The organism is Spiroplasma endosymbiont of Agriotes lineatus (assembly GCF_964019485.1).
Taxonomy (GTDB): Bacteria; Bacillota_I; Bacilli_A; order Mycoplasmatales; family Nriv7; genus Nriv7.
The window spans coordinates 1039218-1055255 of sequence record NZ_OZ026448.1; the positions used below are offsets into that span (position 1 = coordinate 1039218).

The 16038-nt window shown below is 26.2% G+C and carries 20 protein-coding genes and 2 pseudogenes; 14 read left to right on the plus strand and 8 right to left on the minus strand.

The features are described 5' to 3' along the window. The first annotated feature begins 170 nt into the window (after positions 1–170). Positions 171–1284, plus strand: a pseudogene (locus AACK93_RS06770) (IS3 family transposase). Here the strand turns inward: AACK93_RS06770 and AACK93_RS06775 are convergent. The 8 genes from AACK93_RS06775 to AACK93_RS06810 all read right to left on the minus strand — a co-directional run bounded on the left by AACK93_RS06775 (position 1246) and on the right by AACK93_RS06810 (position 8207). Continuing rightward, positions 1246–1404, minus strand: coding sequence for a hypothetical protein (locus tag AACK93_RS06775; protein ID WP_339024278.1), 159 nt, complete (start codon positions 1402–1404; stop codon positions 1246–1248). The pseudogene AACK93_RS06770 and the gene AACK93_RS06775 overlap by 39 nt on opposite strands. 425 nt (positions 1405–1829) lie before the next feature. Next, positions 1830–2153: a hypothetical protein gene (locus AACK93_RS06780; protein WP_339024279.1), complete on the minus strand. Its 324-nt coding sequence runs from the start codon at positions 2151–2153 to the stop codon at positions 1830–1832. A 32-nt stretch (positions 2154–2185) separates the two neighbouring features. Further along, the gene (gene gatB, locus AACK93_RS06785; protein ID WP_339024280.1) at positions 2186–3268 is read right to left on the minus strand and encodes an Asp-tRNA(Asn)/Glu-tRNA(Gln) amidotransferase subunit GatB; all 1083 of its coding nucleotides are present in this window, start codon (positions 3266–3268) and stop codon (positions 2186–2188) included. A 3-nt stretch (positions 3269–3271) separates the two neighbouring features. Further along, the gene (locus AACK93_RS06790; protein WP_339024281.1) at positions 3272–4735 is read right to left on the minus strand and encodes an amidase family protein; all 1464 of its coding nucleotides are present in this window, start codon (positions 4733–4735) and stop codon (positions 3272–3274) included. Positions 4736–4737: 2 nt separating this feature from the next. Next, on the minus strand, positions 4738–5031 hold the full coding sequence (locus tag AACK93_RS06795) for an Asp-tRNA(Asn)/Glu-tRNA(Gln) amidotransferase subunit GatC (protein ID WP_339024282.1): 294 nt from the start codon (positions 5029–5031) through the stop codon (positions 4738–4740). A 6-nt stretch (positions 5032–5037) separates the two neighbouring features. Further along, positions 5038–5229 (minus strand): BRCT domain-containing protein, encoded by a 192-nt coding sequence (locus tag AACK93_RS06800; protein ID WP_339025465.1) that lies wholly within the window; start codon positions 5227–5229, stop codon positions 5038–5040. 21 nt (positions 5230–5250) lie between these two features. Beyond that, positions 5251–7044 (minus strand): NAD-dependent DNA ligase LigA, encoded by a 1794-nt coding sequence (ligA, locus tag AACK93_RS06805; RefSeq protein WP_339024283.1) that lies wholly within the window; start codon positions 7042–7044, stop codon positions 5251–5253. An 839-nt stretch (positions 7045–7883) separates the two neighbouring features. After that, positions 7884–8207: a hypothetical protein gene (locus AACK93_RS06810; RefSeq protein ID WP_339024284.1), complete on the minus strand. Its 324-nt coding sequence runs from the start codon at positions 8205–8207 to the stop codon at positions 7884–7886. An 803-nt stretch (positions 8208–9010) separates the two neighbouring features. On the opposite strand from AACK93_RS06810, the gene AACK93_RS06815 reads away from it, so the two are divergent. The 13 genes and pseudogenes from AACK93_RS06815 (at position 9011) to AACK93_RS06875 (ending at position 16013) form a co-directional block, all read left to right on the plus strand. Further along, positions 9011–9229: a hypothetical protein gene (locus AACK93_RS06815; RefSeq protein WP_339024285.1), complete on the plus strand. Its 219-nt coding sequence runs from the start codon at positions 9011–9013 to the stop codon at positions 9227–9229. A 325-nt stretch (positions 9230–9554) separates the two neighbouring features. Then, positions 9555–10037, plus strand: a complete 483-nt coding sequence (tsaE, locus tag AACK93_RS06820) for a tRNA (adenosine(37)-N6)-threonylcarbamoyltransferase complex ATPase subunit type 1 TsaE (protein ID WP_339024286.1) — start codon at positions 9555–9557, stop codon at positions 10035–10037. 126 nt (positions 10038–10163) lie between these two features. Next, positions 10164–10499 carry a hypothetical protein gene (locus AACK93_RS06825; protein WP_339024287.1) on the plus strand — a complete coding sequence of 112 codons (336 nt, stop codon included), beginning with the start codon at positions 10164–10166 and terminating at the stop codon, positions 10497–10499. Positions 10500–10626: 127 nt separating this feature from the next. Next, positions 10627–10878, plus strand: coding sequence for a type III pantothenate kinase (locus tag AACK93_RS06830; RefSeq protein ID WP_339024288.1), 252 nt, complete (start codon positions 10627–10629; stop codon positions 10876–10878). A gap of 583 nt (positions 10879–11461) precedes the next feature. Beyond that, the gene (locus AACK93_RS06835; RefSeq protein WP_339024289.1) at positions 11462–11617 is read left to right on the plus strand and encodes a hypothetical protein; all 156 of its coding nucleotides are present in this window, start codon (positions 11462–11464) and stop codon (positions 11615–11617) included. Positions 11618–11790: 173 nt separating this feature from the next. Continuing rightward, on the plus strand, positions 11791–12213 hold the full coding sequence (locus AACK93_RS06840) for a hypothetical protein (protein ID WP_339024290.1): 423 nt from the start codon (positions 11791–11793) through the stop codon (positions 12211–12213). Further along, positions 12188–12484, plus strand: a complete 297-nt coding sequence (locus AACK93_RS06845) for a hypothetical protein (protein WP_339024291.1) — start codon at positions 12188–12190, stop codon at positions 12482–12484. The genes AACK93_RS06840 and AACK93_RS06845 overlap by 26 nt, the downstream gene beginning before the upstream one ends. A 103-nt stretch (positions 12485–12587) precedes the next feature. Further along, positions 12588–12758: a hypothetical protein gene (locus AACK93_RS06850; protein ID WP_339024292.1), complete on the plus strand. Its 171-nt coding sequence runs from the start codon at positions 12588–12590 to the stop codon at positions 12756–12758. A gap of 112 nt (positions 12759–12870) precedes the next feature. Next, positions 12871–13344: a hypothetical protein gene (locus AACK93_RS06855; RefSeq protein ID WP_339024293.1), complete on the plus strand. Its 474-nt coding sequence runs from the start codon at positions 12871–12873 to the stop codon at positions 13342–13344. Continuing rightward, positions 13241–13669: a hypothetical protein gene (locus tag AACK93_RS06860; RefSeq protein WP_339024294.1), complete on the plus strand. Its 429-nt coding sequence runs from the start codon at positions 13241–13243 to the stop codon at positions 13667–13669. The genes AACK93_RS06855 and AACK93_RS06860 overlap by 104 nt, the downstream gene beginning before the upstream one ends. Before the next feature lie 785 nt (positions 13670–14454). After that, complete coding sequence (locus AACK93_RS06865) at positions 14455–14703, plus strand: hypothetical protein (protein ID WP_339024295.1); 249 nt, start codon at positions 14455–14457, stop codon at positions 14701–14703. A gap of 4 nt (positions 14704–14707) precedes the next feature. Continuing rightward, complete coding sequence (locus AACK93_RS06870; RefSeq protein ID WP_339024296.1) at positions 14708–14866, plus strand: hypothetical protein; 159 nt, start codon at positions 14708–14710, stop codon at positions 14864–14866. 78 nt (positions 14867–14944) lie between these two features. Then, positions 14945–16013, plus strand: a pseudogene (locus AACK93_RS06875) (IS3 family transposase). Positions 16014–16038 lie beyond the last annotated feature (25 nt).

The following is a 16038-nucleotide window of genomic DNA, read 5'->3' on the forward strand; positions in this document are numbered from 1 at the left end:
TTCTTTTTCTTGTTAATTTATTTCAATAATTCAAGTATCATAATTTTTTATTCATTCATTTAATAAATTAAAATGTTGCTTTATAAATTTATATGACATTGGATAGGCTACAATAAGTTGGACCATAATTATATAGACTTCGAAATTATTAAGAAAGAAGGAATATAAAAATGGGAAATAAAACCTCATACTCTGAAGAATTTAAAAAACAAATTGTCATGCTATACAAAAATGGCAAAAGTGTTATTAATTTAGGGAAAGAATATAATTTACCAAAACCAACTATTTATAGTTGAGTTAAAAATTATAATAATTCTGGTTCATTTAAAGCAAAAGACAATTGCACACTAGAAGAAAATGAAATAATAACTTTACGAAAAGAACCTAAAGACTTAAAAATGGAAAATGACATTTTAAAGCAAGCCGCGCTGATAATGGCCAAAAAATAAAAATAATTAATAGCAATAAGAAAAAATATTCGATAAGAAAAATGTATAAACTATTAAATATTTCAAAATCCAATTACTATTATCAAATTAATAAATACACAAGGAAAATAGTGAATAATTATAATCAAGAAATTATCAGTGCATTTAACGAAAGCCGCCAAGTCTATGGAGCCCGAAAAATCAAAGTAGTATTAGTTCATAAAAGTATTAACCTATCTAGACGCAAAATTAGAAACATTATGAAAAACAATAATTTGATATCAAAGTACACAAAAACAAGACTTAAATGCAAAAATATTCAAGTAAATAATGATCCAGTAAATAACATTGTAAACCGAGACTTTAATAATAGAAAAATAAATGAAATTATCGTTAGTGACTTAACTTATATAAAAGTGTGGGTTTTAAATGATTTTATGTGTGTCTCCTAATTGATTTGTATAATCGCGAGATTGTTGGTTATAGTTCCGGACCAAATAAAAATACGGAGTTGGTTTATCGAGCTATTATGCGAATTACTAGACCATTATCAAAAATTGAAATATTTCATACCGACCGAGGTAATGAGTTTAAAAATAATATAATTGATGAAATTTTAATAACCTTTAACATTAAAAGATCATTAAGCAATAAAGGTTGTCCTTATGATAATGCAGTTGCTAAAGCAACTTATAAAGTTTTTAAAACAGAATTTATTAATGGTAGAAAATTCAATGATCTTGCACAATTAGAACTTGAATTATTTGATTACATTAATTGATACAATAATCTTAGAATACATGGCAGTTTAAATTATTTATTTCCAGTTACTTTTAGAAAACAAATGTCTATATAAAAATTGTCCTAAAAAGGGTTGCCAATCCAGTGTTGTTGTTTTGTCATTGTTAATGTTTTGGGGAATGGTAAAAATGTTATTGAAACTAATAATTAACACGGTAAATATTTTCATAAACATTTTTATCACTCCTTTTTAAAATATTTTATTTTTCATTGTTCTTTTTTCTTTAATTTTTTTAATAATCCGCTCAATGTTACAATTTATAATTACCGCTATTGTCATGCATATATCTAAATACCCTAGTATCATAAGCGAAATTAATGCTTCAAATTTTTCATATAATAATTTCAAATCATTAATTTCCAATTTTAAAAATGGAATGAAAAAGATAATAATCATAAAAATGTAAGGCAAAATTTTCCATCAATATTTTTTTAAAGAATTAATGAGTTTGTTTGATTTCGTTTTTCAAGGTTCTTTTTGCTTTAATTTTTTGAATAATCAAGCGAATTAATTTTTAAAATTTAATTGCAAAATATATTGCTCCGTCTCATCAAAAAACAAATATTCCTGCTAGCATAATATTTTTTTTGTAAACTTAATTATTTATTAATGTTTTTAGAAATTATTTCTTCAATAATCCTTTGTCCTATTTCAGGATTAACTTGCCCCTTAGTAGCTTTCATTAAGTGCCCCATATAAAACTTTAACACCCTCTCAGGGCGAGAATGATAATCTTTCAATATTTGTAGGTTTTCCAAAATAAACGGTTTAATTAAACTCCTAATTATCTTTTCATCATTTATTTGTTGTAAGTTAAGTTGTTTAATACTCTGTTCAACACACATATTATTTTCTAGTAAATGTAATAACAATATCTTCGCTTGTCTTTGCGATATTTCCTTTCGTTCTAAAATATTAATCATCTGTGCTAAATTAATTGGTGTTAACTGAGTATCTAATAAAGAACCATCTTTTTTTTTAAATAAGCACCAATATCACCAATAAGCATATTTAATACCAAACGATAATGTTTAGTATTTTCAATTGTTTTTTCAAAAAAATTAGTTAATTCAATATCTTGTAACAAAACATTAACTTCATTAATATGCAAACCATATGTTTCTACATAACGAATTTGTTTTTGTGGATACGATTCTGGACTAGTATTAATAATATCTTCAATTCAATGTTGTTCTAAAATAATCGGAACTATATTTGATTCTGGAAAATACTTATAATCAACCGTTGATTCTTTAGAACGCATTAAAATTGTTGCTTTTGTTTTTTCATCAAATCTTCGTGTCTCATTACCCTTTAAAGGTGTTCCTTGATTAATTAAATCAGTTTGTCGTTTAATTTCAAATTCAATAGCTCTTTTAACATTATTTAAAGAATTTAAATTTTTAACTTCCACACGTTTAAAAAATTCCTTACTTTCTATCGGTCGTAAAGAAATATTAATATCACAACGAAATGAACCTTCACTCATTTTAGCATTACTAACCCCTAAATGTAATAATGTCTTACGCAATGTTTCAATATAATTAATTGCCGTCTCAACATCATAAATAACAGGTTCACTAACAATCTCAATTAAACCAATTCCAGCCCGATTATAATCTAACAAAGTAATATTATCCAAATGAATTTGTTTGGCTGTATCTTCTTCTAAATGCAGCCGCGTAATCAAAATATCTTGTTGCACATTATTAGAAGTAATCGTTAATTTACCATTACTACCAATCGGATTATTTTGTTGCGTTATTTGATATCCTTTAGGTAAATCTGGATAAAAATAATTCTTACGATCAAATGATAATACTGGATTAATTGTCATATTTAACGCTTGACACGCTCTAATAGCTAATACTACTGCTTGTTTATTAATAGAAGGTAAACTTCCCGGATAACCTAAATCAATTTCATTTACTTGACTATTAGGAATACTGGCAAATGTTACCGGACTATTAGAAAATATCTTTGTTTTTGTTTTTAATTCAATATGAATTTCAATTCCAATAACAGGTTGTAATTTCATTATTTATTTTTCCTTTCGATGATGACAAGAATTTTCAAAGTTAATAATTTTTTCAATTCCATAAGCAATATTTAACGCCTTTTGATCAGCAAATGATAAACAATTAATTGTCATTCCAAATGGCAATTCATTTACTAAACCAATTGGAATTGTAATTGAAGGCACACCCGAAAAATTAGCTAATAACAACGCATCATTTGTTAAGTTATTAACATCACTTAACTCTAATTTATGATTAATAGTTTTCTCAATTGTCGGAGCATCACCATCAGATGCCGGCAATAATAGTCCATCATAATTAGTAAAAATTTTTTCAAAATGATCAACAATTTTTTGTCGCACCTTTTTTGCTTGCAAAAATAATTCCTGTTGATTTGCTTGTGCCAAGGCATATGCCCCAATAACATATCTTCTTTTAACTGTCTTTCCCAACACACTACGACTTTTAATCATAATATTTTGATAAGAATCATCATCTTTACTAATTCGTTTCCCAAAATTAATTGCTGTTAAATTACTTTGCGAACTAGTAGCTTCCGCAAAAGAAATAACCATATAAACTGGTAATAATGCCTTTAATAAATCAAGGGGAAAATCAATATCCTCAATAAGTAAACCTTGTTCTTTTAATTTACTAATTACCGAAGACCACAAAACTCCAGTTAATGGCCGCAAACCATCATTAACCGACTTAATAGTTGCCAAACGATATTTTTTAATATCAGCACTAAGGTTTTGTAAATAATCTTTTTCTTTTGCTTGCTGACTAGTCAAATCATTAGCATCAAACTTAACCGCCGCATCCATAACAATTGCACAATCGCGAACATTATTAGCAAGTACACCAACGGTATCTAAAGACGGTGCATAGGGAAATAACCCATAGCGAGAAATAAGCCCATAAGTCGGTTTAATACCAACAACCCCTGTATACGATGCTGGTTTTCTAATTGAATCACCCGTATCACTTGCCAAGGCAAACGGAACAACACCCAAAGCAACCAACGCCGCACTTCCTGATGAACTACCCCCCGTAATATAATTTTTATTTCATGGATTATAAACAAAACCCGTAAAACTATCCAAACCGGTGCCGCCCATTCCTAATTCATCAAGCGTTGTTTTAGCAATATTAACAGCTTGATAATCATTAATATCTTTAACTACTTTACTATCAAATGTTGGCACAAAATTTTCCAAAATTTTTGTTCCCCCGCTAGTTACAATATTCTTAGTTGCTAAATTATCTTTAACCGCATAAGGTATAGCAAATAAATAATTATCTTTAGGAATTGGCATTGATTCCAAATGCTTAGCAATGGCCATCGCTTCTTCTTCTAATAATTTAACAACACCATTATAATGTTCATATTTTTTTGCCTTAGCAATAGCATCACGAACAATTTTAATCGGTGATGTTTTATTTTGTAATAATTGTTGATGTAATAATTCAATTGTTATTTTCATCATTATTCAACCACCCTATTAATAACAATATAATCACCTTTTACTTCTCACGCATTTTGTAAAACAAATGATTGTTCATTGATCATTATATTATCATCTTCGCGTAATAAATGTTGTGAATTTAAAAATGGATAATGCATCGGTTCATAACCTTCCACATCAATTGTCTGTACTAACTTCATTTGTTCTAAAATAATATAAAACTCTTCTGCTAATAACTTATACTCTTCTTCTTCCAACTCTAGCATTAAATTATTAGTAATTTCTCGTAATAATTCCGAAGTAATATTTTCCACTACTACTTACACTCCTTCTTTTAATTGTTCATACTCTGCTACTGTTAAAATTTTAAAATTAAATTTTTTAGCATTTTCTAATTTATTGCCAGCATTACTATCAACTAATAAATAATCAGTATTTTTACTAACTTTATTAGTAATATTAGCATTTAATCTTTGTAATTCTTCAACATAATAACTTCTGGTTTTGCGAATGTTCCGGTAATCACAACCGTTTTATGAAAAAAAAGGATTATTTTCATTATCATTTGCTATTGGAAAATATTTCATATTAACACCATAAATTTTTAAATCATTAATTAATTGTAAATTTTCTTGATGCGAAAACCAATCAATCAGACTTTCAATAATGACCGAACCAATATCATAAATTATTTCTAACTGCTCACTTTTAGCTCTAAATAAATTATCAATATCTTCATAATGTTTTGCTAACTGTAAAGCGGTTTTCTCACCAATATGACGAATTCCTAAACCAAATAACAAATGTTGTAATGACTTCATCTTTGAACGATTAATTGCCTTAATCATATTATTAAATGATTTTTCACCAAAATTATCTAAAGTAATAATATCTTGTTTCCGATTTTCCAATAAATATAAATCACTAACTTTTTTTAATCAACCTAATTGATACAACCGAATAATTATTTTCTCACTAACACCACTAACACCCATTGCTCTTCTTGAACAATAATGTATTAATGAACGAACAATTCTTTGCGAACAATTAATATTAATACAATACTGATCAACTTCTAAAACAGAATTTTCTAATTTACTATTACAATTTGGACAATATTCAATTAATTTTCAAGGTTCATTTCCTTCTTTTCTTAACTTTAAAACTGGATTAATAACTTCAGGAATAATATCACCAGTTTTTTTAATTAATACAACATCACCAATCCGAATATCGCGATTAATAATATAATCAGCATTATGCAACGTCGCTGCCCTAACAACTGTTCCTTGTAAATTTACTGGTTCTAGTTTAGCATTATATGTTACTTTACCCGTTCTTCCGATTGATGCAAAGATATCTAGTAATTTAGTCGTTACCACAATACCAGCATATTTGTATGCTATTGCTCATTTAGGACTTTTACTTGTTTGTCCAATAATATTATATGATGATAAATCATTAATTTTAATTACAATGCCATCAGTATCATAATCTAATTGTTTTCTTTTAAGGTCATATTCTTTTATATATTCTCATACTTCAGTAATACTATTGCATAAACGATATTCATTATTAATTGGAAAACCTAATTTTTTTAATGTCACTAAAACTTCTTCTTGGGTTTTCATCCCATTTTCTTGACCATTAACATAATAATATAAAAAAACTTTTAAATTACGACTTGCCGTAATTTTTGCATCTAATTGGCGCAAACTACCAGCAGCAGCGTTACGCGGATTAGCAAATAATGGCATTTTTTCTTTAGAACGCAATTCATTTAAATCATTAAAATCACTTTTAGCTAAAAATACTTCACCACGCACTAACAACTTATTTACTAATTTAATCTTTTGCGGGATATTAGCAATTGTTTTAACATTATCAGTAACATTTTCGCCAGTAATACCATCACCTCTAGTAGCTGCTGATATTAAAAAACCATTATCATACTGCAACGAAACTGACAAACCATCAATTTTTAATTCACAAAGATATTCAATACTTTCTTGACCAGTTAAAGATTTTATCTGATTATCAAAATTAATTAAATCTTCTTCGGTAAAAGCATTATTTAAACTTAACATTGGATAATTATGCTGAACTTTATTAAAACCATAAGCTACTTTACCACTAACAGATTGTGTTGGTGAATTTTTGCTTAAAAACTGCGGAAAATCATTTTCTAATTGTTGTAAATTTAACATCTTCGCATCATAGTATTCATCACTAACTGATGGTTTATTTTCTAAATAATACTCATTATTTCACTGCTTAATTAACTTTCTTAATAGCAAAATTTTCTTTTTTGCTAATTTTTTATTCATTCGAACCACCCCATAATATTTCACCATTAAATTATAACATATATTAATTACGACTAATTACTTCATAATTTAAGTGATAGCATAAAAATTTATTATGGTCATAAAATTATATTTTGAAGAATTACTTATAAATATGAGTAACAAGTTGATATCAACTTGCTGTTAAAAGTAATAGACAACTAATTTTACTGCTATTTTTATTTAAAAAAGCATAGAACTTTTTTAATTTTGTAGAAAACTCTTGATATTTATTGAATATACCTAAAATTAGGTATATTTTTAATATAAAAGAGAAAATAACATATGGAAAAAATAATTGAAGAAATTAATAAATACTTTAACAGACAATCAATTTTTAGAATTTTATGAAAAAATAAAACAACAAACTAACTGGATAGGTTATAATAAGTTGGGCCATATTTATGTGGACTTTTAAAATAAAATAAAATTATATAAGAAAGTAGAAATATAAAAAACTAAGCAAAATACTTATAAAAAAACATTAAAATAAGTTTTTACAACAAAAATCATACATAAGAAATATATACTTAATTTGCATATTGAAATAATTTATAGTAAATGATTATTTTTTCTTTTTTAAAAAATACCTAAGAAAACTAAACGCGACCCCAATTCAAAATTGGGGTAGTGCAATTTCACATTTAATGATAAAATTTGAGGACAGAGTGAATTTAAGTTAATTACTTAGAGACACAGTTAATTGTACAATCCCGCGCTTTCCGCACTGCTTCACCACTATAAACATCAACCAAGATGTTTTGTTTGCGGAGTTTTTTTATTTACCTTTATTCTTAAGGCACCTTAAAACACCTTTAAAATTAATTTTTAAAATAATTAAAACTTACATCTTTTTTATCGTTCTCTTTTTCGGCAATAAAAAAATTTAACAATTCTTGTCCTATAATCAAATTAGACTCCTGCTCTTTTTTATTAACTGAAACCAACTGATACTCACCATTTCTAATTATTCCAATACAAATAGAATTTTCATATTTTCCTTTATAAACAAATCGCTTTGAAAATAAAATACCAATAGGATTACTAAATCACGGAATTTTTGATGCTTTAATAAGAATTGCATTTTGTGTTTCTTTTAAAAGATATTTTTTAGTATTTAAAAAAATATTTTCAATATTTCTCACATACGCACCCCCTCCTTACAAATTATATTTAGTTATATCAAACTAAGTTATATTTAGCTTAGTTAGATAACTAAGCTAAATATTTATTTTTTTAAACATTTATGTTTAACAAAATTTGTTAGTAAACTTTGTTTACTAATTAACTTAGTTTATTACTACTATCAAGGCACAAAAAAATACAAGGCATAACTAAAAATAATAAGTGTTAATTTAACCTTATATTTTTTGCAATAAATAAATGAGCTCATATTTATTTATTAATTAACAGGAAGCTTTTAAAAACCAAAATTTTGTCATATGTATAATGGTTTTTAAAAAAAAATTAGCAATCTTGTATTGTACCACAGATGTTTTGCACAATCAAGAAAAATATTAAAAAAGGATAAAGTTTTTTAATTTAATTTTAAAGATAGTTTATAATTTAAATTCTTTAAATGTAAAAAAATCAAAATTAATGCAACTTTTTTAGTTGTATTTTTTATTTATATCTTAGAGAGGAGCTTGTTTAAATAAAAGTGATTGGTTAAGAGTATAAAACATTATTGTTGTTGCTGCTACCGCGATATTTAAATCAAATGCTTAATTAAAAAATTAAAAATCTTAAAATGATAAATTAATAATGATTAAATTTTATTATTTAATAATGTCCAGAAAAAAAGAATTTTTCACTTTATATTATGTTAAAATGAAATTGCTTTTAAAATATTAAATTAATTAGTAAGGAAAGAAGGAATATTAAGGTGAAAAAAATATTAATTATTGGTTCAGAAATTGTTAATTTTTACAAAGAAATTATTTAAGATATGAAAAAATTATTATCAATTTTAGGAATGACTAATTTTATAGTAATAGGAACAAGTTTAATTATTTCTTGTAGTAATAAATTAACAAAACCAATAGAACAACCAAAAATAGATATTAGTAGCAGCATTGTATCACAATTTAATCACCAACAAAAATTATTGCTAAAAACCCCTTTAAAAGTTGATTTAACTGAAGTGAAAAATGCATTAAAACCATAAGTTTTTAAAGAACTTACAAAAATTGATAGTACTTTAACTGAAAATGATTTTGATATCGCAGCTTGGACGCATAAAGTTTTGTTGGGCGGGGAAATATTTGAATAAGTAAGTATTAAGATAAGACAGTCAACAATGATTGTCTTATCTTAATACTTACTTATTCAAATATTTCCCCGCCCAACAAAACTTTATGCGTCCTTTTGTTAATACTGCGTTGCTAGCAAATATAATAGTAGTGGCCATAATTTTGCTGCGGAAGCGCGGATTAATGGTTTTAATGATGTTAAAAATATTATTAGTGATTAGTGGAGGAGAATCAAAATAAGTGGTAAATTTACAGTTTATAACTCATAATGAGGCACAAACAGAAGCTTTGGGGGCTGTTATTGCTAAGTATGTTGGCCCTGGTTTTATTTTGTTACAAGGAACATTGGGAACTGGTAAAACAACATTTACAAGATATTTAGCAAATGCTTTGCAAATTTCAGAGGTAGTTAATTCGCCAACATTTGTTATTATGAATGAGTATGTAATTCCAAAACAATCATTTAAATTAATTCATATGGATGCTTATCGTTTAAATAATAATGAAGATTTAGAGATGTATGAAGAGGCATTTAATAATAATTTAAATATTATTGAATGATATGAAAATGTTTTACAAATTATTGATTTTAATAATGCTTTAATCTTACAATGAAACATAATTGATGACACCACAAGAGTAATCAATTTGAGTGGTAAGGGTCTTCTTGCGACGCAAGTAATTAAATTTTTACAGGACAATGATTTAAATGCTAAATGTTAAGGCAATTAGTTATTTAGCTCTTGGTGTGGTTGTGGTGTTACCTTACTATTATTATTTACTTTTACACCATTTTTAGTTTATATTCAAATTAGTGTTATTAGTATTACATTAATTCCTTGTGTAGTAATGATTATTAGTATTATTTGAATTAAAATTTTAAAGTGGCAACCATTTATTGTTGGTGTTATCTCAGGATTGTTATTAGGATTAAGTTTCTTTTTAGCTTCATTTGTTATGGGTGGTCCTTTGGCGGTAGTTTTTCAAAATCCATTATTTAGTATTGTACCAAGATTATTAGTTGGTATTGTTTCTGGGGTTGTATTAAAATTTTTGGTATTGCCTTCTGAATTTCGTTATTGATTAACAATTACAATTTGATCATTTTTGGTCATTAGTACTAATTATTTTGCAACTTTAGCAATGATTTATTTTTTATGAGATGCGTTTTTTTCCTGATCTTAATGTGTTGCAATATATTAGTTGATTAGCATTAGCAACAAATTATTTACCAGAACTTATGATTATAACTTTAATTATTTTACCAATTGTTAAGATTATTAATAAAATAGATTAGTAAAGGAGGATATTTATGAAGTTATTAGTTGATATTGGTAATAGTTTAATTAATTTAGGTGTTTATCAAGAAAATCAAAAATTATTTTATGAGCAATTGTCTAGTAATATTAATGTTGATAAATTATTATCTTGTATGGAAGAAGTTCTTGAGCCATTTTTGTTAAAAATTCAACGATGTGTTGTTAGTAATGTTAAATCTAAATTTAATTCGGTAATTGAATTATTAGTTGAAAAAATATTGTTGGAGTTATTTACTCATTGATAGTGAGTTAAAAACAAATTTAAAATTTGTTTTAGATGATGTTATTACTTTAGGCGCTGATTTAATGGCGGGGGCGGGGGCGCATAAAGTTTTTTTGGGCGGGAAAAAACATTTGAATAAGTATTAAGACAGTCAGCAATGATTGTCTTTTTATTTTATAAGGTGTTAAAAATTTGTTCTTTGAAAATTAAATACAAGTGAGTTAATAATGTTGGTATGTATTAAAGCACGATAAATTGTGGGTGGTCGCCATAACCAAAAGAAGTTTACCAGTTAATAGATAACACCCTATTAGCTATAGCAATTTGTTTCGTTTTGCAATAAAAAAATGAATGGGTGGATTTCCTAAAAATATACATGCTATTAAATTAGTTCCAAGGGCAGGATGCCGACATTAAAGTGTAGAAATTTCTATATAGGGAGATACTAAGTTTAAAATTATTAAAATCTTTATCTAATTAAAAAACAAAATTTAATAACAAAGCTTGTTAAACACTTAAATCTGCGATATATAAGTGTTTAAAAAACTAAGTTAACTAACTTAGTTAAATATAACTTAGTTTATCTATAAGAAGGGTAATTTATTATGAAAAACATTGAAAACATTTTCTTAAGTACTAAAAAATATCTCTTAAAAGAAACGCAAAACGCAATGCTTATTAAAGCCCCAAAAATTCCGTGATTTAATGAACAAATCAGTATTTGGTTTCCAAAGCGATTTGTTTATAAAGGAAAATATTAAAATTCAATTTGCATTGGAACAATAAAAAACAGTAAATATCAAGTAATCTCAATTAATCAAAAAGAAAATGAAACCAAATTAATTAAGGGGCAAGAATTATTAAGCTTCTTCATTGTCAAAAAAGAAAACAACAAAAAAGATATAAATTATAACTATTTTAAAGAAGTTTAAAAATGAATATTGCGATTAGACTAATATTTATTATTATCAGCATCATGATCATGCTATTGGCATATTTTGCTTATAAAATATATGTCAAAATAAAAATGCGAATTAAATATAAAAATGCTATTAAAAATAATACTGGTAATTTTACAAAAAACGAAAAAGTATTTATTGCCTTGCCCGCTTTGAAAAATGAGTTAAAGCTCTTAATTCAAAAGAAAATAATGAAAATAAAAAATAATGTTTTAAGAAATTATTATGGAATTCTTAAAACTATTTGTCCCGATAGAAAAAATGCCTGCACAAGTTGCCTTTATTGCCGGATTAATTATTACCATTACTTTTCTTTTCACACTAATTTCAATTATGTATTTACCAATAAAAATGATTTTTGGGCGATAAAAAATGACAATAAACTTAAAAGAATTTAATTGAGAACAAATTAAACAAACTTTCTGAGATTTATTTATTCAAATTACAACTATTCCGGCCAACATTACTGGTGGTAAAGAAATTAAATTAACCGAAGTACCGCTTTGACTTTTAATAGCAAACATTGCTTTTTGATTATTAACAGCAATTATGGTGTGATTTATTCTAAAATGCTACTTTGAAAAACCATATCGGTATTTAGATAGAAATAAAAGTAATGTCGCGAAGTTACATTGTGATGCATTCCCAAAGAAATTCAAAATTAATTAGGAAAAAATACAATCGTGTTAAGGTTAACCGTGGTTTTAACAAATTTAAGAAAAACTTTGAATATAAATAATGAATGTTTTAAAAAGAAAGGGGGGGTGATTATATGTTTAGAACTTTCTTAGCAACAGAAGCAGAAGCACCAGCAGTAACAAAAATAACAGCCAGTGACGCAATGACTAAATTATGAAATGCGATTATAACAGCATTTACTAAAATGTGAGAAATTATTACTGTTAATATGCCACAAGTCAACAACTTCTTTGCTGACTATTAAATATTCATTTTTCCATTTATTTTGATAATATTCTTTATTTGCTTTAAAATGTTTGAAAAATTACTCGGCGCAGCCCGCAGCCCGCTAATAAAAAAATAAAGTGAGGCGCAAGATGAAATTTTGCAAATGAATAATAGAAAAAAATAATCATTTTATTGAATTAAATCGCACCTCATTTTTAATTTTATGACATTGAGGAGCAATTTGATACATTTACAACGGTTATTTTAAAAACATTGTAAGTTATTTATTTTTAGCAGGTTGTATTTTAATTTTCCTTTTTAAAATCAGTAATTTAACACAAATTAACAAAGTTATTAACTTCTTAAAAAACTCACCATTAAATATTGTGATTGGTTCATTAGGAACTGGAAAAACCGCTTTTCTAGTATACGCATCAAAAATTACTAAAAAAGAAGAAATATCATATCGCATCAACCTTCCCATTACTAGAAACCCAAAAATTAAGTTTAGGACAACATATGGGATTATTAGATTTTGATTATCCGGTATTGCCAGACAAAACCTTACTTTTGTGAGATGAAACCAATTTATTTTTAGAAGGAACTGATTGAGAAAAAAATAATACCAAAAACGAAGAAACCGGTATCCAAGAATATTTCACTCTAGCACGCCATTTTGGTCATATTGTGCTGGCCGGCGGTCAAAGAGATAAACATATTTGAGTTAAAGTTCGTGATATTGCCAATAATGTGATTGTGGGCATTCGCAAAAAACCCGTTAATATTTTTCGTCCCTACTTAAAAGTCATCTATGGTACCTTTACGAGCATTGAAGAATATGAACGCTGACGAAACACCTTAATTAATGCTAAAAATAGTAAAAAGGGTTGTCGTATTTTAAAGGTCGCGTTTAGTTTTTTTAGGTATTTTTTAAAAAAGAAAAAATAATCATTTACTATAAATTATTTCAATATTCAAATTAAGTATATATTTCTTATGTATGATTTTTGTTGTAAAAACTTATTTTAATGTTATTTTTATAAGCGTTTTCCTTAGTTTTTATAACCTTTTATTGAGATTTTGTTTGTTGATATTAAATATTTTGTTTTATTATTTATTTTCCAAATAAAATAATAATTAAATTGTCGTTGCTTGTCATTAAAAATTATTTAAACCTTTTCCTGCATAACAAAACTACTTTATGCGTCCGTATTAAATACCGTGATATTCCTGAAATTGATATTTATTTTTTTAAACTAAAAATCCCTCTACCAATACTTAACACTTACAATTCTTTTTATCTGGTGTTTTTAAGAGATTACTTAAATTCAAAAGTAAATCCTGATTCTGAAGATAAATACTATACTGACACCGCAATTGATTTAGAAGACTTAGAATAATTAAAAATGGATAAATTTAGCAAATTTTTAAGAAAAATGAAAGAAAAGGAATAATAAAAAATGGAAAATCTTGCAAAAATGGCCGACTTTCTCGCCCAAATGCTTTATAAGGTCTTGACTTAATTTGAAGTTTAGAAGTACCAGGAACGAAAATTCAATTAATATTTCCTTTATTCTTAACACTGGCTGTAGAATTTCTTATGGCAATTATTCTTGGATTTGGTAGTCAAGTCAACAAGTTAATTTAGAAAAACAACGCCAATACGCGGTTAAAAATAAGGGGCGTTTAAGTGCATGAGGAAAAGCTAAAAAAACAAAGCAAGGTAACTAACAATGTTTAAACTAATTATTATTTTTATCTTAATAACTGTTCTTGGATTATTAGCTGGTAGTCATTTTGAAACTTTAACAAATTATATTAGAGAAGGCCTTGCCAATTTCCAAAGATTTATTACTAGTAATTTAACAATTTTAGAATTATTTAAACCAATGGCCTGAACGTTTTCGCAACACCCAATTTTTACCATTCTTGGCGTTACTTGTGTACTTATTGCCTTATTTATTGTAATTAAAGGTAGGTAAAAAAATGGAAAAATGAACTAAAAAACAAGAATTAGAAATAGAGAATGACAAATTAAAAATTGCTAATGTCATATTAGAAAATAGTGTTAATGCTCTTAAATATATAATATGGATAGGTTACAATAAGTTGGACCATATTTATGTGGACTTTCAAATAAAATAAAATTATTAAGAAAGTAGGAATATAAAAATAGGCAAAAATTCATATACAGATACAGATGAATTTAAAAAATAAATTTTCATGCTTTATCAAAACGGGAAAAGCATTATTGAAATTATTAATGAATATGGTATTTCAAAATCTTCTATTTATAATTGAATAAAATCATTCGATAATTCTGGTTCATTTAAAGCAAAAGACAATCGCACACTAGAAGAAAATGAAATAATAACTTTACGAAAAGAACTTAAAGACTTAAAAATGGAAAATGACATTTTAAAGCAAGCCGCACTGATAATGGCCAAAAAATAACAATAATTAATAACAACAAAAACAAATATTCAGTGAGGAAAATATGTAAGATTTTGAGTTTATCAAAATCAACGTATTATTATCAAACTAATAAATGCACTAACAAGCAAGTTAATAATTATGAACAAGAAGTTATCAGTGCGTTTAATAAAAAGTCACAAAATTTATGGGGCCCGTAAAATTAAAGCTGTTTTAATAAGAAAAGATATCATCTTATCGCGACGAAAAATCAAATGCATTATGATCAAAAATAATTTGGTTTCTAAATAAACCAAATTAAAATATCGTAATCACAAAACAACAACTAATAATGCCCAAATTAGTAATGTTTTAAATCATGAATTTAATGACAAAAAACTTAATGAAGTTGTTGTTAGTGATTTAACATATGTGCAAGTTGGAGGAAAATGACATTATATTTGTTTATTAATTGACTTGTTTAATCGCGAAATAATTGGATATAGTGCTGGGGCAAACAAAACCGCTGAACTAGTTCAACAAGCTTTTCATAAAATAACACGACTATTAAAGCAAATAACTTTATTTCATACCGATTGTGTGTGGTAATGAGTTCAAAAATAAAATCATTGATGAAATTTTAATAATCTTTAATATTAAAAGATCATTAAGCAATAAAGGTTGTTCTTGTGATAATGCTGTGGCTGAAAAAACTTACAAAACCTTTAAAACGGAATTTATTAAGGATAAAAAATTTGAAAATTTAACACAATTAAAATGCGAACTATTTGATTTTGTTAATTGATACAACAATATTCGAATTCACGGCAGCTTAAATTATTTAACACCCGTTGAATTTAGAAAATGGCGGTCTACATAAAAAATGTCCTAAAAAGGGTTGCCGT